The sequence below is a fragment of the Saccharothrix stipae genome, assembly GCF_054781895.1.
On sequence record NZ_BAAGTN010000002.1, the window covers coordinates 557469 to 578022 of the forward strand.

Annotated in this window: 14 protein-coding genes; 6 read left to right on the plus strand and 8 right to left on the minus strand. The window is 71.3% G+C overall.

Annotation, left to right across the window (positions count from 1 at the left end):
- Positions 1-30: 30 nt before the first annotated feature.
- Together ACYVLT_RS05535 and ACYVLT_RS05540 are read right to left on the minus strand one after the other, a co-directional pair.
- Complete coding sequence (locus ACYVLT_RS05535) at positions 31-1629, minus strand: ABC transporter permease (protein ID WP_461118997.1); 1599 nt, start codon at positions 1627-1629, stop codon at positions 31-33.
- Complete coding sequence (locus ACYVLT_RS05540; RefSeq protein WP_461118998.1) at positions 1626-2546, minus strand: ABC transporter ATP-binding protein; 921 nt, start codon at positions 2544-2546, stop codon at positions 1626-1628. The genes ACYVLT_RS05535 and ACYVLT_RS05540 overlap by 4 nt, the downstream gene beginning before the upstream one ends.
- Before the next feature lie 94 nt (positions 2547-2640).
- Here ACYVLT_RS05540 and ACYVLT_RS05545 point away from each other — a divergent pair, with 94 nt between their 5' ends.
- The 3 genes from ACYVLT_RS05545 (at position 2641) to fxsT (ending at position 7582) form a co-directional block, all read left to right on the plus strand.
- Positions 2641-3162: a GbsR/MarR family transcriptional regulator gene (locus ACYVLT_RS05545; protein ID WP_461118999.1), complete on the plus strand. Its 522-nt coding sequence runs from the start codon at positions 2641-2643 to the stop codon at positions 3160-3162.
- A gap of 185 nt (positions 3163-3347) precedes the next feature.
- Positions 3348-5153, plus strand: coding sequence for a S8 family peptidase (locus ACYVLT_RS05550; protein WP_461119000.1), 1806 nt, complete (start codon positions 3348-3350; stop codon positions 5151-5153).
- Positions 5154-5254: 101 nt separating this feature from the next.
- A complete protein-coding gene (gene fxsT, locus ACYVLT_RS05555) occupies positions 5255-7582 on the plus strand; it encodes an FxSxx-COOH system tetratricopeptide repeat protein (RefSeq protein WP_461119001.1) in 2328 nt (775 codons plus the stop codon).
- A gap of 7 nt (positions 7583-7589) precedes the next feature.
- Here the strand turns inward: fxsT and mshC are convergent, their stop codons facing one another.
- The gene (mshC, locus tag ACYVLT_RS05560; protein WP_461119002.1) at positions 7590-8828 is read right to left on the minus strand and encodes a cysteine--1-D-myo-inosityl 2-amino-2-deoxy-alpha-D-glucopyranoside ligase; all 1239 of its coding nucleotides are present in this window, start codon (positions 8826-8828) and stop codon (positions 7590-7592) included.
- A 103-nt stretch (positions 8829-8931) separates the two neighbouring features.
- On the opposite strand from mshC, the gene ACYVLT_RS05565 reads away from it, so the two are divergent.
- The 3 genes from ACYVLT_RS05565 to ACYVLT_RS05575 all read left to right on the plus strand — a co-directional run bounded on the left by ACYVLT_RS05565 (position 8932) and on the right by ACYVLT_RS05575 (position 12865).
- Positions 8932-9720: an SPFH domain-containing protein gene (locus tag ACYVLT_RS05565; RefSeq protein WP_461119003.1), complete on the plus strand. Its 789-nt coding sequence runs from the start codon at positions 8932-8934 to the stop codon at positions 9718-9720.
- Positions 9721-9790: 70 nt separating this feature from the next.
- Positions 9791-11581: an aa3-type cytochrome oxidase subunit I gene (ctaD, locus tag ACYVLT_RS05570; protein WP_461119004.1), complete on the plus strand. Its 1791-nt coding sequence runs from the start codon at positions 9791-9793 to the stop codon at positions 11579-11581.
- A 111-nt stretch (positions 11582-11692) separates the two neighbouring features.
- Positions 11693-12865 carry an FG-GAP-like repeat-containing protein gene (locus ACYVLT_RS05575; protein WP_461119005.1) on the plus strand — a complete coding sequence of 391 codons (1173 nt, stop codon included), beginning with the start codon at positions 11693-11695 and terminating at the stop codon, positions 12863-12865.
- Between the two features lie 45 nt (positions 12866-12910).
- On the opposite strand, the gene ACYVLT_RS05580 is transcribed toward ACYVLT_RS05575, so the two are convergent.
- The 5 genes from ACYVLT_RS05580 to ACYVLT_RS05600 all read right to left on the minus strand — a co-directional run bounded on the left by ACYVLT_RS05580 (position 12911) and on the right by ACYVLT_RS05600 (position 20544).
- Positions 12911-14845 carry a vWA domain-containing protein gene (locus tag ACYVLT_RS05580; protein WP_461119006.1) on the minus strand — a complete coding sequence of 645 codons (1935 nt, stop codon included), beginning with the start codon at positions 14843-14845 and terminating at the stop codon, positions 12911-12913.
- Positions 14842-16227, minus strand: coding sequence for a sigma 54-interacting transcriptional regulator (locus tag ACYVLT_RS05585; RefSeq protein ID WP_461119007.1), 1386 nt, complete (start codon positions 16225-16227; stop codon positions 14842-14844). Before ACYVLT_RS05585 ends, ACYVLT_RS05580 begins: the two co-directional genes overlap by 4 nt.
- Positions 16228-16517: 290 nt before the next feature.
- Entirely contained in the window at positions 16518-17384 is an 867-nt protein-coding gene (locus ACYVLT_RS05590) for an aminoglycoside phosphotransferase family protein (protein WP_461119008.1), read from the minus strand.
- Positions 17385-17497: 113 nt separating this feature from the next.
- Positions 17498-19318: a glycoside hydrolase family 6 protein gene (locus ACYVLT_RS05595; RefSeq protein WP_461119009.1), complete on the minus strand. Its 1821-nt coding sequence runs from the start codon at positions 19316-19318 to the stop codon at positions 17498-17500.
- Between the two features lie 428 nt (positions 19319-19746).
- Positions 19747-20544 (minus strand): hypothetical protein, encoded by a 798-nt coding sequence (locus ACYVLT_RS05600; RefSeq protein ID WP_461119010.1) that lies wholly within the window; start codon positions 20542-20544, stop codon positions 19747-19749.
- Positions 20545-20554: the final 10 nt, after the last annotated feature.

Sequence of the window (20554 nt, forward strand, 5' to 3'; positions counted from 1 at the left end):
ACCTGAAAGAGCTCTTTCGAAAGTGTTCTTTCAGATCTGGCCGACGTCCCGCCGCCGGAAACCGACGAACCCGAGGACGACCAGCGCCGCCGCGACCGCCGTCAGCCAGAGCAACGGCGTGGCGGTCACCTCCGCCCCGGGCACCTTCGGGATGTGCGTGAACGGCGAGAGGTCCATCGCCCACTGGTCGAGCTGGAGCAGCGGCCCCAGCTGGCCGAGCACGAGGAACACCACGATCACCGCCCAGCTCGCCGACGACAGCTTCGGCACCAGCGCGAACAGCGCCAGCGCGAGGCCCGCGACCACCCACACCGCCGGGACGTGCGTCAGCGCCGCGCCGACCAGCCGCGCGACCTGCCCGCCGACGTCACCGACGCGTGCGCCGTGCACCAGGCCCGCGCCCAGGCCGGCGGCGGCCAGCACGACGGCCGTGCCGACGGTGGCGAACAGCACGTGGCTGCCGACCCACGCGAACCGGCCGACCGGGGTGGCCAGCACCGGCTCGGCGCGGAACTCGGTCTCCTCGGTGCGCAGCCGCAACGTCGACTGCACCACGTAGATCGCGCTGAACAAGGCGATGATGCCGACGATCGAGGCCAGGTAGACGTCCACGATCGCGCCGGCGCCGCCCATCTGCGCGATGATCTTCCGCAACGCCGGGTTGGCCTCCAGCATCTGCTCGACGCCGCGCGCGACCGACCCGTAGACCGCGCCGAGCACGAACAGGCTCAGCGTCCAGCCGATGAGCATGCCCCGTTGCAGCCGCCAGGCCAGGCCGAGCGCGCTGCCCAACGTGCGGGGCGCACGGGCCGGGCCGAGCCGGGTCGGCACCAGGCCGCCGCCGTGGTCGCGCCTGGTCACCAGCGTCGAGGCCGCCGCGACCAGCACCGCGAACAACGCCACCGGGAGCAGCAGCACCCAGTACCGGTCGTCCGCGAACGCCCTGGTCTGCTCCAGCCAGCCCAACGGCGACAACCAGGTCAGCCAGGTCGGGCCCTCGTCGCCCGCCGCGTCGCCGACGGCGCGCAGCAGGTAGGCGACGCCCAGCACGGCGCCGGAGATCGAGTTGGCCGTGCGGGTGCTCTCCGACAGCTGCGCGCCGACCGCGCCCACACCGGTGAACACCCAGCCGACGGACGCGAACGCGAGGCCGAGCGCCCACGACCCGGACGCCCGCTCGCCCAGACCGGTCAGGCCGAGCGCGACGAGCACGCCGATCACCGTGCTCGCCAGCAGCGCCACCACCACGGCGGCGGCCAGCGGCGCGTGCCGGGCGACGACGGCGGAGCCGATCAGCTCCAGCCGGCCCGACTCCTCCTCCGCCCTCGTGTGCCGGGTGACCAGGAACATGCTCATCAGCGCGACCAGCAGCGCGCCGAACACGCCCCACCGCCAGGCCACCACGCCGCCGGTGGTCGAGGCGTCGTGCAGCGGGCCGAGCATCGCCAGGAACGCCGGGTTGCTGCCCGCGGTCGCGCCCAACAACTGCCGCGACTCGGCCGAGCCGTACAGCTCGCCCACCGTGGACGCGGTGGACAGCGTGATGCCGACCAGCCCGACGACCCAGACGGCCAGCAGCAGCCGGTCGCGGCGCAGCGCGAGGCGCACCAGTGCGCCGAGGCCGGTCACGACGACATCGCCCCCTTCACCGCGCCACCGGACGGCACCTCGTCCTCGTAGTGGCGCAGGAAGAGCTCCTCCAACGTGGGCGGCTGGCTGGTCAGCGTGCGGACACCGCTGCCGACCAGCGCGCGCAGCGCGGCGTCCAGGTGGTCGGTGTCGACCTCGAACCGCACCCGCGGGCCCTCGACCACCAGGTCGTGCACACCGGGCAGGCCGGCCAGCCCGTCGGGTGCGCCGGCCAGCTCGGCGGAGACGCTGGTGCGGGTGAGGTGGCGCAGGTCGGCCAGCGTGCCGGTCTCGACCGTGCGGCCGTTGCGGATGATGCTGACCCGGTCGCACAGCGCCTCGACCTCGGCCAGGATGTGGCTGGACAGCAGCACGGTCCGCTCGCCGCGCAGCTCGTGCACCGCCTGCTGGAACACGGCCTCCATCAGCGGGTCCAGCCCGGAGGTCGGCTCGTCCAGGATCAGCAGCTCCACGTCCGAGGCCAGCGCCGCGACCAGCGCGACCTTCTGCCGGTTGCCCTTGGAGTAGGTGCGCCCCTTCTTGCGCGGGTCCAGCTCGAAGCGCTCCAGCAGCTCGGCCCGCCGCTTCTCGTTCACCCCGCCGCGCAGCCTGCCCAGCAGGTCGATCACCTCGCCGCCGGTGAGGTTCGGCCACAGGCTCACGTCCCCCGGCACGTAGGCCAGCCTGCGGTGCAGCTCGGCGGTGTCCCGCCACGGATCGCCACCCAGCAGCGACGCGGAGCCCGCGTCGGCGCGCAGCAGGCCCAGCAGGACCCGGATGGTGGTCGACTTGCCCGACCCGTTCGGGCCGAGGAAGCCGTGCACCTCCCCCTCGCGGACGGTCAGCTCCAGACCGTCCAGTGCACGCGTCGGGCCGAACGTCTTGACCAGGCCCGACACGGATATCGCAGCAGTCATGAGCCGTAAGCTACAGTGATTTCACAAAGTCGTGAAGTTAAGGAAGCGTATAAACTGCCCCCGGTTCAGGAGGCCACGAAGGGATGATCCGGCGGTGACGCACGTGGGCGAACGGGACGATCAGGCGGTGCTGCGCTTCATCGAGCGCTTCGCCGCGGTGTTCACCGAGTCGGGCATGCCGAGGATGCCCGCGCGCGTGTTCGTCGCCCTGCTGGCCGCGGACTCCGGGGAGCTGACCGCCGCGGAGCTGGCCGACCTGCTACGCGTCTCGCCCGCCGCGATCTCCGGCGCGGTCCGGTACCTCACCCAGGTGAACCTGGTCAGCCGGGAGCGGGAGACGGGCACCCGCCGCGACCTCTACCGGGTGCTCGACGACCTCTGGTACGAGGCGCTGTTCCGCCGCGACGAGATGCTCCGCCGGATGACCGGGCCGCTCAAGGAGGGCGTCAGCGCGCTCGGCCCCGAGACGCCCGCGGGCAAGCGCATCACCGAGACGCTGATGTTCTTCGAGTTCTTCCACGCCGAGCTGCCGAACATGCTCAAGCAGTGGCGGGCCTACCGGGACGAGCGTTTGGGCCAGGACCGATCCGCTGATCGGTCCGCTGACCTGTCCTGATCGTGCGCGATTCGACGTAGTTACGACTATCGGCGCTACTGGCGACCGGGTTTTGTCCCGACCATGCATGTGACCAGGTCGCACCACCCCGTTCGCGCGGACGTCCCATCCCCTGCATCGCACGGCCGACCGGAGCACCCGCCCGGCACGGTCGCGCAGCCCTGCCCAAAGGGAGAACCCCCGTCATGGGACACGCCCGAACAACCAGAAGACTGGCCGCGCTCGGCCTGGCCGCCGTGTCGGCCGCCGCGCTGGCCCTCTCCAACGTCGGAGTCGCGGCAGCCGAGGGCAACGTGCTCGGCGCGGAGCGCGCCGACGCCGTCCCCGGCTCCTACGTGGTGGCCCTCCACGACTCCGCGTCGCCGAGGTCCGCGTCCGCGTCGACCGCGTCCGCGCTGGTCGACAAGTACGGCGGCCAGGTCCGGGTGGCCTGGCAGCACGCGCTCAACGGCTTCCACGCCACCATGTCCGCGGCCCAGGCCCGGCGCCTGGCCGCCGACCCGCGGGTGGCGTTCGTCCAGGCCGACCTGCCGATCTCGATCGACGCCGTCCAGCCGAACCCGCCGTCGTGGGGCCTGGACCGCATCGACCAGCGCAACCTGCCGCTGGACAACGCCTACAACTACGCCACGACCGCGAGCAACGTGCGGGCGTACATCATCGACACCGGCATCCGGACGACCCACTCGGACTTCGGCGGCCGGGCCACCTGGGGCACCAACACCGTCGACGCCAACAACACCGACTGCAACGGCCACGGCACCCACGTCGCCGGCACCGTCGGCGGCACCGCGCACGGCGTGGCCAAGGGCGTGCAGCTCATCGCCGTCAAGGTGCTCAACTGCGCCGGCTCCGGCACCACGGCGGGCGTCGTGAACGGCGTCAACTGGGTCACCCAGAACGCCGTCAAGCCCGCGGTCGCGAACATGTCGCTGGGCGGCGGCGTCGACAACGCGCTGGACACCGCGGTGCGCAACTCGATCGCCGCGGGCATCACCTACGCGGTCGCGTCGGGCAACTCCAACGCCAACGCGTGCAACTACTCCCCGGCGCGGGTCGCCGAGGCGCTGAGCGTGAACGCCTCGACCAACACCGACGCGCGCGCCTCGTTCTCGAACTTCGGCACCTGCACCGACCTCTTCGCGCCCGGCCAGAACATCACCTCGGCGTGGATGACCAACGACACCTCCACCAACACCATCAGCGGAACGTCGATGGCGTCGCCGCACGTCGCGGGCGCCGCGGCGCTGTACCTGGCGGACAACCCGACCGCCACCCCGCCGACGGTGAACGCGGCCATCGTCGCCGCCGCCACCTCCGACAAGATCACCAGCCCGGGCACGGGCTCGGCGAACAAGCTGCTGTTCACCGGCACCGCCACCCCCGGCGGCCCGGCGGTGACCAACCCGGGCAACCAGTCGACCGTCGTCGGCACCCCGGTCAGCCTCCAGCTGTCGGCCAGTGGCGGCACCGCGCCGTACGCGTTCTCCGCGACCGGCCTGCCCCCCGGCCTGTCCATCAGCTCGTCGGGCCTGATCAGCGGCACGCCGACGACCGTGGGCAACTACTCGGTGACGGTGACCGCGACCGACTCGGCGGGGCGCACCGGCACCGCCAACTTCTCGTGGACGATCACGTCGTCCGGTGGCGGCTGCGACCCGGTCACCAACGGCACCGACGTGACGATCGGGGACAACTCCGACGTCAACAGCCCGATCACGCTGAACTGCGCGGCCAACGCCTCGGCGACCACCTCCGTGCAGGTCAACATCGTGCACACCTACATCGGTGACCTGATCGTGGACCTGGTCGCGCCCGACGGCTCGGTCTACAACCTGCACAACCGCAGCGGTGGCAGCGCCGACAACATCAACCGCACCTTCACCGTGAACGCCTCCTCCGAGGCCGCCGCGGGCACCTGGAAGCTGCGCGTCCGCGACCAGGCCTACCTGGACACGGGCTACATCAACAGCTGGACGCTCGACGTCTGAGCTTGACCTGCCCCGGCGGGGCCGTCTCCCCTGGGGAGGCGGCCCCGCTGCGGTAACCCGACGCCCTTGGGCCACGATGAGCGGCCAAGGGGTGGTGACGGGTGGAGTGGGACTTCTTCGTCTCGTACACGAGCGCCGACCGGGCGTGGGCGGAGTGGATCGCCTGGGAGCTGGAGCGCGACGGCTACCGCGTGCTGGTGCAGGCATGGGACTTCGTGCCGGGCGGCAGCTGGGTCGACCGCATGCACACGGCCGTGCAGGGCGCGGAGCGGACGATCGCCGTGCTGTCCACCGCGTACCTGTCTTCCGCGTACGGTCGGGCGGAGTGGCAGGCGGCGTGGCGCGACGACCCACTCGGCGAGGGGCGCAAGCTCCTGGTCCTGCGCGTCGAGGACTGCGAACGACCGGGTCTGCTGGGTTCGGTCACCTCCGAGGACCTGTTCGGCCTGTCGGAGACCGCCGCCGAGCAGCGATTACGCCAAGCCGTGCGCGGTGCTCTCACCGGACGCGCCAAACCCGCCGCTCCCCCGACGTTCCCGGGCGCGTCACCACGCTTCCCGGGCTCGCTGCCCGACGTCTGGAACGTCCCGCCGCGCAACCCCCACTTCACCGGCCGCACCGACCAGTTGGCCGCGCTGCACCAGGCGTCCGGCACGGTGTCGGTGCACTCCGTGCGCGGCATGGGCGGGGTCGGCAAGTCGCAGTTGGCCATCGAGTACGCCCACCGGCACGCCGGTGACTTCGACGTGGTGTGGTGGATCCCGGCGGAGCAGCCCGCCGTCATCCCCGACCACTTCGCCGCGCTCGCCGACGCCCTCGGTCTGACCGTGCGCGGCAATCCCGTCGCGGCCGTGCACGCGGCGTTGCGGCAACAGCGCCGCTGGCTGCTCGTCTTCGACAACGCCGACGACGCGGACGTGCTGCGTGACATCCTGCCCTCGGGGCCCGGCAGGGTCGTCGTCACCACGAGGCGAGCCGGCTTCGACGCGCTGGGCGGCGTGCTGGACCTCGACGTCCTGGCCCGCGCCGACAGCGTCGCCCTGCTCCGACGCCGCCTCCCCGACGGCGAGGACCACGAGCTGGCCGCCCTCGCCGAGGTCGTGGCGGACCTGCCGCTGGCGATCGAGCAGGCGGCGGCCTACGTCAACGCCACCGGCCTGACCGTCGCCGCCTACACCGAGCTGCTCCGCGGGCGCACCGCCGAGATGATCAAGCAGGGCCGGGTGGCGGGGCGGGACGGCGCGCTGGCGTCCCAGTGGGACGTCTCGCTGACCGCCTTGGCCGACCGGCACCCGGCCGCCAGGCAGCTGCTGGACCTGCTGGCGAACCTGGCCCCGGAACCCGTGCCGCTCGACCTGTTCACCGGGCACGCCGACGTGTTGCCGGACCCGCTCCGCGCCGCCGTCACCGACCCCATCACCTGGAACAACACGATCAGCGCGCTCTTGGACCACTACCTGGTCCACCGCACCGCCGGGCACCTGACGATCGTGCACCGGTTGTTCCGACAGGCCCTCCGCGCGCAGGAGCCGGCCGACCGACCGGCGCGCGTCACGGCGGTCGAGCTGGTGAACCGCCACCTTCCGGGTTCGATCCGCTCCGCACCGGACCTCTGGCCGATCTGGCGGGAGTTCCTGCCCCACGTGCTCGCCGTGACCGAGGACGCCGTGCCCGCCGGGCAGCGCGGCCTCGCCGGGCACGTCGCCGAACTGCTCAACGAGGCCGCGACCTACCTGCGCGTCCACGGCCGGGTGCAGGACGGCGCGTTGATCACGGGGCGCCTCACGTACCTGGCAATGGAGCACCTCGCCCCGGACGACCCCGTGGTGGCGACCTTCATCGGCAACCACGCCTCCGTGCTCAGCGATCTCGGCTACCACGACGACGCCCGCCGCCTGGCCGAGCAAGCCCACTCGCTCCTCGAAGCCAACTTGAGCCCCGACGACGTCGAGCTGGCGATGAGCCTCGGCAACCTCGGCGAGATCATCCGGGTCGCCGGCAAGCCCGCCGAAGCCAGGCCGATCCTCGAACGCGCGCTCGCGATGGACGGCGACGACGAGCGGCGCGAGGGGTTCGTCCTCCGGCTGAACAACCTGGCCCTGGCGCTGGTGTCGCTCGGCGAGTTCACGACCGCCGAATCGCACTACCGGCGCGCCCTGGCGATCGCCGAGGCGGCCTGGGGATCCGAGCACCCGGACATCGCCGAACTGCTCAACAACCTGGCGTTCGCGCTGATCGAGCAGAACCGCCCGGCGGAGGCCATGGCCCTGCTGCGCCGGGCGATCCCGCTCACCAGGTCGGCCTTCGGCCCCAAGCACCCACGCCTGGCGAACCACCATTTCGGCGTGGCACGCGTGCTGCTCCTGCTCGGCCAACCCGCTGAGGCCAAGCGCGCGTATGAGCGCGCTCGGCGCATCAGGGAGGGTTAGGCCCCGGTCAGACCTCCACGCCCAGCAGCGAGTCGGCCGCCGCGCGGAACAGGGTCGGGCCCGTGTGGTCCGAGCCGCCGGTCGACAGGGCCTCGGCCGCCCACGCGTCCAGCGCCGCCAACGCGCGGGGCGTGTCGAGGTCGTCGCTGAGGTGGTCGCGCAGCCGGGCGACCGCGGCCACCGCGCTCGGTCCCGACGGCAGGGCGGCGGCCTGGCGCCACCTCGCCAGCCTGGCCTCGGCCTCGGCCAGCAGGCCCGCGCTCCACGGCCGGTCGGTGCGGTAGTGGCCCGCGAACAACGCCAGCCGGACCGCGTTGGGGTCGACCTTCTCGGCCCGCAGCTTGGACACGAACACCAGGTTGCCGCGGGACTTGGACATCTTCTCGCCGTCCAGCCCGATCATGCCCGCGTGCACGTAGTGCCGGGCGAACGGGTGCTGGCCGGTCAGCGCCTCGGCGTGCGCGGCGGAGAACTCGTGGTGCGGGAAGATGAGGTCCGAGCCGCCGCCCTGCACGTCGAACGGCATGCCGAGCCGGTTGAGCGCGATGGCGCTGCACTCGATGTGCCAGCCGGGCCTGCCGTCGCCCAGCTCCGAGGGCCACGACGGCTCACCGGGTCGGGCGGCGCGCCACAGCAGGGCGTCCAACGGGTGGCGCTTGCCCGCGCGGTCCGGGTCGCCCCCGCGTTCGGCGAAGAACCGGTTCATCGTCTCCAGGTCGTAGTTCGACTCGTAGCCGAACCGCTCGGTCGCCGAGTGGTCGAAGTACACGTCCGGGTACTCCGCGTCGTCGACCCGGTACGCCGCGCCACCGGCCAGCAGCTTCGCGATGACCTCGACCACCTCGGGGATCGCGTCGACGGCGCCGACGTAGTCACGCGGCGGCAGCACCCGCAGCGCCACCATGTCCTCGCGGAACAGCGCCGTCTCCCGCATGCCCAGGACCACCCAGTCGTCCTGGTCGCGCTCGGCCCGTTCCAGCAGCGGGTCGTCGATGTCGGTGACGTTCTGCACGTAGTGCACGTCGTGGCCGTTGTCCAGCCACACCCGGTGGACCAGGTCGAACGCCAGGTAGGTGGCCGCGTGCCCCAGGTGGGTGGCGTCGTACGGGGTGATGCCGCACACGTACAGCCTGGCGGTCACGCCGGGAGCGGTCGGGCTGACCTCGCCGGCGGAGGTGTCGTACAGCCGCAACGGGCGCGGCTCCCCCGCTACCCGCGGGACAGGAGTATATGACCAGGTCTGCATGTCAACGACCCTAACTCGCCCACCGGAGCAGGGCCGAAACGTCCGCCCTGCGGGAAGCGCGGGGGCGTACCCTCGGCACCAGGGGACCTGGGAGATGGTCGCGATGATCCTCGACATCCTCATCGGCGCGCTCAGTGTCCTCGCGCTCGGGCTCGCGAGCAGCGCCCGCATCGTCAAGCAGTACGAGCAGGGCCTGGTGTTCCGGTTCGGCAAGGTGCGCCCGGTGCTGCGCGGACCGGGGCTGACCATGGTGGTGCCCGGCATCGACCGGATGCGGAAGGTGAACCTCCAGATCGTCACCCAGCCGATCCCCGCGCAGGACGGCATCACCCGCGACAACGTCACCGTGCGGGTGGACGCGGTCGTCTACTTCAAGGTGGTCGACGCGGTCCGGGCCGTGGTCACGGTCGAGGACTACCGGTTCGCCATGTTGCAGGTCGCGCAGACGTCGTTGCGCTCGATCATCGGCAAGAGCGAGCTGGACGACCTGCTGTCCAACCGGGAACGCCTCAACCAGGGCCTGGAGCTGATGATCGACAACCCGGCGCTGGCCTGGGGCATCGAGATCGACCGGGTCGAGATCAAGGACGTGGCGCTGCCGGAGAGCATGAAGCGGTCCATGTCGCGGCAGGCCGAGGCGGAGCGGGAACGGCGGGCCCGGATCATCACCGCCGACGGCGAGCTCCAGGCGTCGAAGAAGCTGTCCGAGGCGGCCGCGGCCATGGCCGCGACGCCCGCCGCGCTCCAGCTGCGGCTGTTGCAGACCATCGTGGAGGTGGCGGCGGAGAAGAACTCGACGCTGGTGCTGCCGTTCCCGGTCGAGTTGCTCCGCTTCCTCGAACGGGCGTCGGGCGCGATAGAACAGCAGGTCAAGGCACCCGAACCGGGCTGAGCGTTTGCCCCCGGCAGCGGACGGGGGGACGATGTGGGCTGGCTCACGTCGTCGGGACGAGGGAGGCGGCATGACCGCGCTCAAGCCGGAACCCGTGATCACCCACCCGGGTGCGGCCCGACGGCGGTCGAAGGGCGCCGTGCTGCTGGGGCTGTTCCGCACGACCGACCCGAAGCAGATCGGGCTGCTCTACCTGGTCACGTCGTTCATGTTCTTCATGGTCGGCGGCGTGATGGCGCTGCTCATCCGGGGCGAGCTGGCCCGGCCGGGGCTGCAGTTCCTGTCCAACGAGCAGTACAACCAGCTGTTCACCATGCACGGCACGATCATGCTGCTGCTCTACGCCACGCCCATCCTGTTCGGCTTCGCCAACTACGTCCTGCCGCTGCAGATCGGCGCGCCGGACGTGGCGTTCCCCCGGCTCAACGCGTTCTCGTACTGGCTGTTCCTGTTCGGCGGGCTGACCGTGATGGCCGGGTTCCTCACCCCCGGCGGCGCGGCCGACTTCGGCTGGACCGCGTACACGCCGTTGAGCAGCGCCGTGCACGCGCCGGGCGTCGGCCCCGACCTGTGGATCATGGGCCTGGCGGTCAGCGGCCTCGGCACGATCCTCGGCGGCGTCAACATGGTGACCACGGTGTGCTGCCTGCGCGCGCCCGGCATGACCATGTTCCGGATGCCGATCTTCACCTGGAACATCTTCGTCACCAGCATCCTCATCCTGCTGGCGTTCCCGATCCTGACCGCCGCGCTGATGGGCCTGGCCGCGGACCGGCACCTGGGCGCGCACGTGTTCGACCCCGCCAACGGCGGCGTGATCCTGTGGCAGCACCTGTTCTGGTTCTTCGGCCACCCCGAGGTCTACATCGTGGCACTGCCGTTCTTCGGCATCGTGAGCGAGATCTTCCCGGTGTTCAGCCGAAAACCGCTGTTCGGCTACAAAGGACTGGTCTTCGCCACGTTCGCGATCGCCGCGCTGTCGGTGGCGGTGTGGGCGCACCACATGTTCGCCACCGGAGCGGTGCTGCTGCCGTTCTTCTCGTTGATGACGTTCCTGATCGCGGTGCCCACGGGCATCAAGTTCTTCAACTGGATCGGCACGATGTGGAAGGGGCAGCTGACGTTCGAGACGCCGATGCTGTTCAGCGTCGGGTTCATGGCGACGTTCCTGCTCGGCGGGCTGACCGGCATCATCCTGGCGTCGCCGCCGCTGGACTTCCACGTCACCGACACGTACTTCGTGGTGGCGCACTTCCACTACGTGCTGTTCGGCACGATCGTGTTCGCCACCTACGCGGGCATCTACTTCTGGTTCCCCAAGATGACCGGGCGGATGCTGAACGAGCCGCTGGGCAAGCTGCACTTCTGGACCACGTTCCTCGGCTTCCACGGCACGTTCCTGATCCAGCACTGGCTCGGCAACATCGGCATGCCGCGTCGGTACGCCGACTACCTGCACAGCGACGGCTTCACCCTGATGAACACGATCTCCACGATCGGGGCGTTCCTGCTGGGCGCCTCGGTGCTGCCCTTCGTGTGGAACGTGCTGCGCAGCTACCGGTTCGGCGACCCGGCCGAGCGCGACGACCCGTGGGGCTTCGGAAATTCCCTCGAATGGGCGACATCGTGCCCGCCGCCGCGGCACAACTTCACCGAGCTGCCGCGGATCCGGTCCGAACGGCCCGCGTTCGAGCTGCACTACCCGCACATGGTCGAGCGGATGCGCGACGAGGCGCACTTCTCCCTCACCCATCCGGGTAAGCACCGGGTTGCCCCGGACCTGGCCACGGAGAAGGCGTTGGCCTCGACCGAGCGGGAGCGCGAGACCAAGGACGAGGTCAAGGAGGACCGGCGCGACTGAGCCGGCGGTGTTGTCGGGCGTTCGCCGGATAGTCGAATACCCGGTTGCTTCTTTACGGTGGTGTGTCCCGTCCGGGACGTGTTCCCGCACGACCGTTGAGGAGGACCTCGGATGTCACGAGGCAGAACGGCGCGGCTGCGCGCCGTCGTGAGCGCTTGCCTGACCGCCGCGGCCGGGCTGGTGCTCTTCGAGTTACCGGCGCAGGCCGCGCCGTCGTTCCAGCTGCCGTTCGAGTGCGGGCAGCAGTGGCGGCTGGACACGTGGGCGCACAGCCCCGCCCTCGACATGGTGCGCGAACCGAACCAGGTCGGCACCCTGGGCGCGGCGCTGCTGGCGCCGGCGGCCGGCACGGTGAACAAGTCCACGTACCACGACAACGCCGGCCACATGATCCAGATCAACCACGGCGGCGGCCACTTCACCACCTACCTGCACCTCGACTCACGTGCGGTCGCGGTGGGCGCACGGGTCGCGCGGGGTCAGCTGATCGGGCGGGTCGGCAAGAGCGGCCCGACCTCGAACGGCCACCCGCACCTGCACTACGAGCAGGGTTTCGACGCGAACGGCGACGGCAGCGCCACCTGGGGGTTCGCGGGGGCGGAACGCGTCGCGGCGGTGTTCGCCGGTGTCACCTACACCGGGGCGTCCCGCACCTGGCGCAACGTGACCAGCCGCAACTGCGGGGCCGAGGCGGACCTCGAACGGGTGTCGGACTTCAGCGGTGACGGGCACTCGGACGTGTTGGGCGTGAGCGCCGAAGGCAACTTGCTCTACTACCCCAACAACGGCCTGGCGCTCTCCCCACCCGTACAGATCGGCAACGGCTGGAACACCTTCAAGCACGTCATGGCAGCCGACTTCAGCGGCGACGGACACGCCGACGTCCTCGGCGTCAACGCCGAAGGCGACCTGCTCTACTACCCCAACAACGGCCTGGCGCTCTCCCCACCCGTACAGATCGGCAACGGCTGGAACACCTTCAAGCACGTCTTCGCGTCCGACTTCAGCGGCGACGGACACGCCGACGTCCTCGGCGTCAACGCCGAAGGCGACCTGCTCTACTACCCCAACAACGGCCTGGCGCTCTCCCCGCCAGTGCAGATCGGCCGGGGCTGGGGCTCGTTCACCCAGGTCTTCGCGTCCGACTTCAGCGGCGACGGGCACGCCGACGTCCTCGGCGTCAACGCCGAAGGCAACTTGCTCTACTACCCCAACAACGGCCTGGCGCTCTCCCCACCGGAGCAGATCGGCCGGGGCTGGGGCTCGTTCCCGCACGTGCTGTGACCACCGAGGTGGCGCGGACCCGACCGGGACGCGCCACCTCCCCGCTCAGCGGCGCTTGCGGGACCTCAGGTAGTCGCTGACCACGGCCGCGCCCAGACCGTCCTCACCAGGTGCGACGACCCGGCCGCCGGAGCGCCGGGCCACGGTGTCCACGAACCTGGTCAACCTGGGGTCGTCGCCCAGCCGGAACACCGTGATCGACGCGCCGAGCCGAGCCAGGCCGTCCACCTCGACCAGGGTCTTGCCGATGGTCCGGGGAAGCGGCGGGTAGTGGAACTCGGCGTCGCCGGTCGGCTCCAGGTGCGCGGTCGGCTCGCCGTCGGTCACCACCAGCACCACCGGCTGCGCGTCGGGGTGCCTGCGCACGTGCCGACCGGCCAGCAGCAGCGCGTGGTGCAGGTTCGTGCCCTGCTCCCACACCCCTTCCAACGCGGTCAGCTGCCCGATGTCGACGGTCTCGGCGTGCCGGCCGAACGTGATCAGCTCCAGCGCGTCGGTGCGGAACCTGGTCCGCACCAGGTGGTGCAGCGCCAGCGCGGTGCGCTTCATCGGCACCCACCGGCCGTCCTGCACCATCGACCAGGACGTGTCCACGCACAACGCGACCGCCGCGCGCGACCGCTGCTCGGTCTCGCTGACCTCGACGTCCACCACGTCGAGCCGCACCGGGCCGCCCGCCGACCGCAGCACGGCGTTGGTGACGGTCCGCGGCACGTTCCACGGCTCGGTGTCGCCGAACCGCCACGGCCGCGTCGACCCGATCAGCTCACCGGCCGCGCCCGCGGACGAGTTGTCCCGCTGCCCTTGCTCCCGGGCGCTGTCGAGCACGCCGCGCAACGCCGTCTCGCCCAACCGCCGCAGCGCCTTCGGCGTCAACCGCAGCGAGCCGTCCGGCGCCCGTTCCAGCAGGTTCTGCGACCGCAGCTCGCGTTCCAGCTCGGCCAACCGCCGCGCGTCCACGCCCGCCTCGGCGCCGAGTTGCCGGACCAGCGCCTCCAGGTCGATGTCCTCCAGCCGGGCGCCCGGGTAGGACTGCGACAGCTGCTCGGCCAACGCGTCAAGCTCGGCCAGGTCCGCCATCGCCTGCGCGCCCTCGCCGAGCCCCAGCGGGTTGTCGCCGCGGAACCGCGCCGAGCCGTTCCAGTCCTCGCCCGGCCGCAGGCCCTGGAGCAGCGAGTCCAACTGGGACAGTTGCGAGCCGACCCCGGAGTTGCCGAACGCCTGCTGCGACAACGCCGACAGCTCCTGGCGCTGCTGCTCGGACATCGAGTTCATCATGCGCTGGGCGGCGGCGGACCGGGCGGCCAGGGCGTCGACCAGCTCGTCCACCGACCGCGGGTTCTCTGGGAAGAACTCGCCGTGCTCGCGCATGAACCGCTCGAAGCGCTCGGTCGTGTCCTCGCCGGCGGCGTGCGCGGCCAGCAGGCCGTTCAGGTCGTCCAGCATCGACTGGATCCGCCGCACGTCCTCGGGCCGGACGTTCTCCATGGCCTGCTTCATGCCCTGGAACCGCTGGTCCATCAGCTCGCGGCCGAGCAGGTTGCGGATCTGCTCGTAGGACTCGCGGGCCTGCGGCGACCGCCAGTCGTACTCCGCCAGCTCGCTCACCGCGGCCGCGGTCGACTGCGGCAACGCGTCCAGCCTGGCCTCGCGGAACCGCGCCTCGTCGTCCGGGTCGGGGAACAGCGCGGCCCGTTCGGCCCGCAACGCCTCCTCCAGCAGCCGTTGGACCTCCTGCAACGTGCCGTCCAGCCGGTTGCGCCTGGTCAGGGCGGAGCGCTTCTGCCACAGGCGTGCGGTCAGGTCGTCCAGGCCGCGGGTGCCGGGCAGGCCGCGGCGCAGCAGTTCGCGCAGCGCGGAGGCGGGCGACGCGCCCTCCATGACCTCGCGGCCGAGCTCGTCCATGGCCGCGCGCAGGTCGGTGGGCGGTGCGAGCGGGTCGGGACCGTCGACGTACCGGCCGTACCGGTAGTTGCTCATCCGTACACCGTTCGGTCGTCGTCGGTGTCCTTGGACAGCTGACGGGTGAGGTAGAGCGATTCCAACGCCAGTTCGACGGCCGACGCGATGCGCCCCGCCGGGTCCTTGGGGCCCGCGCCGACCCGCTGCGCCACGTCGTGCAGCACGGGCAGCTCCGGCAGCGCGGCCAGCAGGTCGCCGGGGTGCACCCGTTCGCCGGTGGCCACCGGGTGGCCGTCGGACACCAGCGCGGCCAGCGGGCGCAGGTCGACACCGGCGAACGTCGACCGGGCCGTGTCCGCGACCGCCCGGCGCAGCAGGTGGACCAGCACCTCCTGCTCGCGGCCCTCCTCACCGGCCTCGAACTCCAGCTTGCCGCGCAGCACCTCGGGCACCGAGTCGAGGTCGACCGGCCGGGCGATGGGCGGGTTCTCGCCGATCAGGGCGCTGCGCCGCAGGGCGCTCGCGGCCACCGTCTCGGCCGCCGCGACCGCGAACCTGGCCGAGACGCCGGAGCGCTGGTCGATGGAGGAGGACTCGCGCAGGTGCCGCACGAACCGGGCGATGACCTCCAGCAGGTGGTCGCCGACCTCGGCGACCAGGTGGGCCTCCTGGCGGACCAGCTCGATCTCGGCGCCGATCTCCAGCGGGTAGTGCGTGCGGATCTCCGCACCGAACCGGTCCTTGAGCGGGGTGATGATCCGGCCGCGGTTGGTGTAGTCCTCGGGGTTGGCGGTGGCGACGAGCAGCACGTCCAGCGGGAGCCGCAGGGTGTAGCCGCGGATCTGGATGTCGCGCTCCTCCATCACGTTGAGCAGCGCGACCTGGATGCGTTCGGCCAGGTCGGGCAGCTCGTTGACGGCGATGACGCCGCGGTGCGAGCGCGGCAGCAGGCCGTAGTGGATGGTCTCCGGGTCACCCAGGCTCCGGCCTTGCGCGACCTTGACCGGGTCGACGTCGCCGACCAGGTCGCCGACGCTGGTGTCGGGCGTGGCCAGCTTCTCGGCGAACCGCTCGTCGCGGTGCTTCCAGGTCACGGGCAGCTCGTCGCCGAGTTCGCGGGCGCGGCGCTTGGACTCGGGGGTGATGGGGTCGAGCGGGTGCTCGTTCAGCTCGGCGCCCTCGATCACCGGGGTCCACTCGTCCAGCAGGCCCACGATGGTGCGCAGCAGTCGCGTCTTGCCCTGGCCGCGTTCGCCGAGGAGCACCACGTCGTGGCCCGCGAGCAGGGCTCGCTCCAGCTGGGGGAGCACGGTGCGGTCGAAGCCGACGATGCCGGGCCACGGGTCGCGCCCGTCGCGGAGGGCCGCCAGGAGGTTCTCCCGGATCTCGGCCTTCACCCCGCGCGGCAGGTAACCGGCCGTGCGGAGGGCGCCTGCGGTGGTGGGGAGCTCAGAGGTCACCCCACCGAAGTTACGCACCGATCGGCCTCCGGTCGACGTAGAGCGACTCCACCGTGGTGACGGACCGGCGGACCAGCACATCGCCCGAAACTGTCGTACCCCTCTGGCAAGCTGAAAGCAGGGGTTCCCCTGGGGCGGGGACCCCTGCGAGGCGTCCGCGGGTAGAGCACGAATCGAGCGGCCGGGCAGTCCGCCCGATACCGGCCCAGTGAGCACGGCGTCAGCAGACCGGCGTCGGCGAGCAAGTGTCAGCTGGCAGGCATCGGCGAGCTGGTGTCGGCAAGGACGCGTCAGCGGGACAGGGTGAGTAGTTCGGTCAGGGTGGTGGGGTCGTCCAGGCGGGAGACGGCGATCACCGGGGCCAGTGCTCGGCACCAGTCGTGCAGTCGGTCGGGGTCCAGGCCGGCGGCTTCGGCCACCTGCTCGGCGCGGTCGGCCACGCCTTGGTTGCCGGCCGCGTCCAGGACGTAGTCCACGAGGTCGAAGCACGGGTCGCCGACGCACGGCCGCGGGTCGATCGCGACCAGTCCCCGCTCCGGACCGCCGTCGAGCACGTTGCCCAGGTGGAGGTCGCCGTGCAGCAGCACGGCGGGCTGGGTGTCGAGCAGGGCGCCGCAGCGTTCCCGCGCCCTGGTCCACATCTCCTCGGACACGTGCGCGGCCACGGCCGGGTCGGCCAGGCGGCGGCCGATCCTGGTGTAGAACTCCTCGCACCGGTCGCGCAGGCCCCGCCAGCCCGCGCCCGGATCGGGCACGGTGTGCAGCGCCGCCGCCAGCCCGGCCCACTCCCCCGGTGACGGCGGGGTCGGCAGCTCGTCCGCCATCGTGCCCGGCCGGACGGCCTCCATCAGCACCTCGCCATCCGCCTCGGCCAGCACCGCGGGCACCCGGCCGGACGGGGCGAACAGCCGCAGCGCCGCCGTCTGCTCGGCCAGGAAAGCGGGGTCCGGGCTCAGCTTCAGCGCCACCGCCGCCCCGTCCCCCGAACGCCGGCACGACACCACCACCGAGGACGCGCCCGGCGGCATGACGTCGCCCAGGGTCAGTCCCCAGCGCGCCGCGGCCCGCGCCGCCCGGTCGGGCACGGCCGCGCACCACTCGCGGACCGACGGACCGAACCTCAGGGCCAACCGCGCGGTGATCTCGTCGACGTCCACCCGTGCCACGCTAGAGACGCCCGCAACCGAATAACCGCCCGCAGGCGGCGTCCGAAGTGGACGCCGCCTGCGGTGTGCGGAGCATTCAGTTGTGGTTTCCGGTCAACCGGTGATCACAGCGCCGGGTAGGCGTTGCGCATGAGCTCCTGGAACTGGGCCGAGAACCAGTGACCCGAGAGCGGCGCGTCGGCCAGGGCACCCGACAGGTTGTTGCCGTTGCGGACGTTGCCGCCGTAGGCCGGGTCGCACATCTCGTCGAAGCCCTTGCCCTCGTCGTTCGGGATCGCCTTGCTCGCACCGTCGGACTCACCCGGCGGCTTGATCCAGACGTAGGCGTCGATGCTCGGCTTCGGCGCGGCCTTCGGCCGCTCGCCCAGACCGGCACCGGCCTGGTTGCACCAGTTGCCCTTCTGGTGGCGGCGGTCGATGCGCGACTCGTTCACGTACGCGTCCGCGGTGGTCGCGGTCGACTTCGCGGTGGGCCGGTTCGGGCCGCCCCAGCCGTTGCGCGAGGTGTCGATCAGCATGCCGATGCCGCTGTCGAAGCCCTGCTTGACGAGTTCGCTGCGCATCGCCGTGGCGAAGCCCAGCTCACCGTTGAAGTCGTTCCAGTCGACCCACTTGGCGTTCTCCTTCACCGGGCGGCCGCCGACCAGGTCGTCGACCGTCCAGTACGGCTCCTCCAGCGCGGAGTAGTTCGCGGTGTTGGTGATGAAGCCGTGGACCTTGTCCTTGGTGGCGCCGTTCTTGCCCAGGATGGACGCGAACATCTTCGCCGAGGCGTAGAAGTTGTCGTACTCCGGAACGGTGTCACCCCAACCGATCCAGCCGTGGTGGCCGGAGTCGATGTAGTTGTAGACGTTGGAGATGGCGCCGAGCTTGCCGACGGCGTACGAGACGCCCTCGATGTAGTTGCCGTTCTGCTTCATCACGTCGCAGTTCGGCGTGGCGGTCGCCCGCGGCGACACGTTCGTCACCAGGTTCGGCAGCGAGTCGATCTCGATGACCGCGACGATGCGCAGCCGCGAGTACTCCGGCTTGGACACGATGTTCGTGATCGCGTCGATGTACTCGGTCTTGTAGCGACCGATCTCGCCCGCCTTCAGCTCACCGTTGGACGCCAGCGCGGCGCAGTCGCGGCCGGGCAGGTTGTAGACGACGAACTGGAAGACCAGCTGACCGTCCGCACGGGCCGCGCGCTGCTTCTCGGCCTCGTTCAGGTGGTCCGCCAGACCCATGAAACCGGTGGTCGGCGAGCCGTTGCCGGCGATCGCGCTGATCCGGTCCAACCACACACCGGTGGGCTGGTTCGCGATCCGCGAGCCACCGGGCTCGGCGGCGGCGCGGGCCGACCACTGCGGGTTGACGTACACGCCGGCGCCCACGTACGGGTTGTCGGCCTTGGGGCCACCCGGGTTGGTGCCGGTCGTGGTCGTCGTGGTGGTCGTCGACGTGGTGGTCGACGTGGTAGTGGTGGTGGTCGTGGTGGTCGTGTCGACCGACCCCGTGCACACCGTGCCGTTCAACCGGAACTGCGTGGGCACCGGGTTGGACCCGGTCCACGAGCCGTTGAACCCGGGCGTCACCGACGCGCCGGTGCCCAGGTTGGCGCTCCAAGAGGGGTTGCGGACCGTCACGCGGCTCCCGGACTGGGAGAACGTGCCGCTCCACCCCTGCTGGACCCTCTGGCCGGCGGCGAAGTCCCACTCCAGCGTCCAACCGCCGGAAATGGCGTCACCGAGATTGGTGATCGTGACGTTGGCGCCGAATCCGCCTTGCCACTGGTTCGTGATCTGGTACGCCACCCGGCAACCGGGGGCCGCATTGGCGGTGGCGCCCGACGCCACCACCCCGGCCACGGACAGGGCCGCCACCGAGGTCACCGCCAATGCCCCGGTGAATTTCCGGGAACGTACGAACGTGCGCAGACTCATGCATCGCCTCCTTGCGAGCAACCCGCCATCTGGGAGCGCTCCCAGCGATTTCGCCGAATCGGGATTCGACGCGAGACCGAAACAGCTGCCTGGGAGCGCTCCCAGACGTACGGTAACGCACGACACCTCGTGTTGACGAGGGGTTGACCTGGACATAATCCGCCGCTATACCCGTGCACGTACCCTGCGCGAGGCCCGCTGACCTGCGGTTTCCGTACTTCGATCACCGACGGGATTGCTTGTTCGCGTCGAGCCGGAATCGATTCGGGTAGCAAACGGGGCCGACCAGGCTCACCTGTTCGGCCGATTACCGGCACGGTTCGGGAGTAACGTCGTCGTCGAATATTCGACACGACCCGCCGCAATCGACCTGATGACCAGTTCGGCGAACGTCGAATCCCTGTCGAATATTCGACGACGGCTGCCGCCTAGTGGCGGCCCGCCCCCTGATCCGAAAGCACCCGGACCGCTTCGTCCACGGCCGCGAGCCGCGCCCGCCGGACGGCCTCGGACAACGGCCGCAACGCCTCGTCCCGCGCCCTCGTCGCGGTCGCCGACACCGCCGCACCGGGCGCGTCGGACGCCGCCGCGGTCAGGATCGCGGCGACCTCGGCGGCACGCTGGAGCACGCGCAGGGAACGGGCGGGCATCCCGGCGGGCCACTCCACCGCCGAGTGCTCCGCGGCCAGCGCGGCGATCTCCGCCCGCACGTTCGGCCGGTGCCGCGCCACGTCCAAGGTCACCAACGCGGTGGCCGCCTCGCGCATCGCCGACGCCAGGCCGTGCTCGGCCTCGCCGATCGGCACGTGCTCGCCCGCGGGCGCGTTCGGCAGGTCGAACACCGTCCACCGCAGCACCCCGTCGGCGACCAGCTTCGGCACCAGGCCCACACCCACATCGGGCAGCACGGCGGCCTCGCCGGCGCGCAACGCGGACTTCCCGAGCGGGCCGTTGGCGCCCAGCCCGCGCACGTCGCCGGGCACCGGGATCACCAACCGGGCCGTGGTCGCGGACGCGCGGCGCAGCGACGCCAGCAGCAGCGCGGGGCCCACCGGGGCCTCGTCGGGGCCGGGCAGGTCGAGCGCGGTCGCGGTGCCGTCGTCATCGGCCACCACTTCGTGCAGCTCGGCCCAGAACCCCAGGGCGTCGAGGACGTCGTCGGCCGCGGCCGCACCGTGCAGCCAGGCTGACGTCCACACGACCAGCGTCGCACTCGCACAAGACACGCCTACCGAG

Coding starts and splice junctions, on each gene's coding strand:
- ACYVLT_RS05540 (WP_461118998.1), bottom strand. CDS start 2,546: ATGACTGCTGCGATATCCGTGTCGGGCCTGGTCAAGACGTTCGGCCCG.
- ACYVLT_RS05550 (WP_461119000.1), top strand. CDS start 3,348: ATGGGACACGCCCGAACAACCAGAAGACTGGCCGCGCTCGGCCTGGCC.
- mshC (WP_461119002.1), bottom strand. CDS start 8,828: ATGCAGACCTGGTCATATACTCCTGTCCCGCGGGTAGCGGGGGAGCCG.
- ACYVLT_RS05565 (WP_461119003.1), top strand. CDS start 8,932: ATGATCCTCGACATCCTCATCGGCGCGCTCAGTGTCCTCGCGCTCGGG.
- ctaD (WP_461119004.1), top strand. CDS start 9,791: ATGACCGCGCTCAAGCCGGAACCCGTGATCACCCACCCGGGTGCGGCC.
- ACYVLT_RS05575 (WP_461119005.1), top strand. CDS start 11,693: ATGTCACGAGGCAGAACGGCGCGGCTGCGCGCCGTCGTGAGCGCTTGC.
- ACYVLT_RS05580 (WP_461119006.1), bottom strand. CDS start 14,845: ATGAGCAACTACCGGTACGGCCGGTACGTCGACGGTCCCGACCCGCTC.
- ACYVLT_RS05595 (WP_461119009.1), bottom strand. CDS start 19,318: ATGAGTCTGCGCACGTTCGTACGTTCCCGGAAATTCACCGGGGCATTG.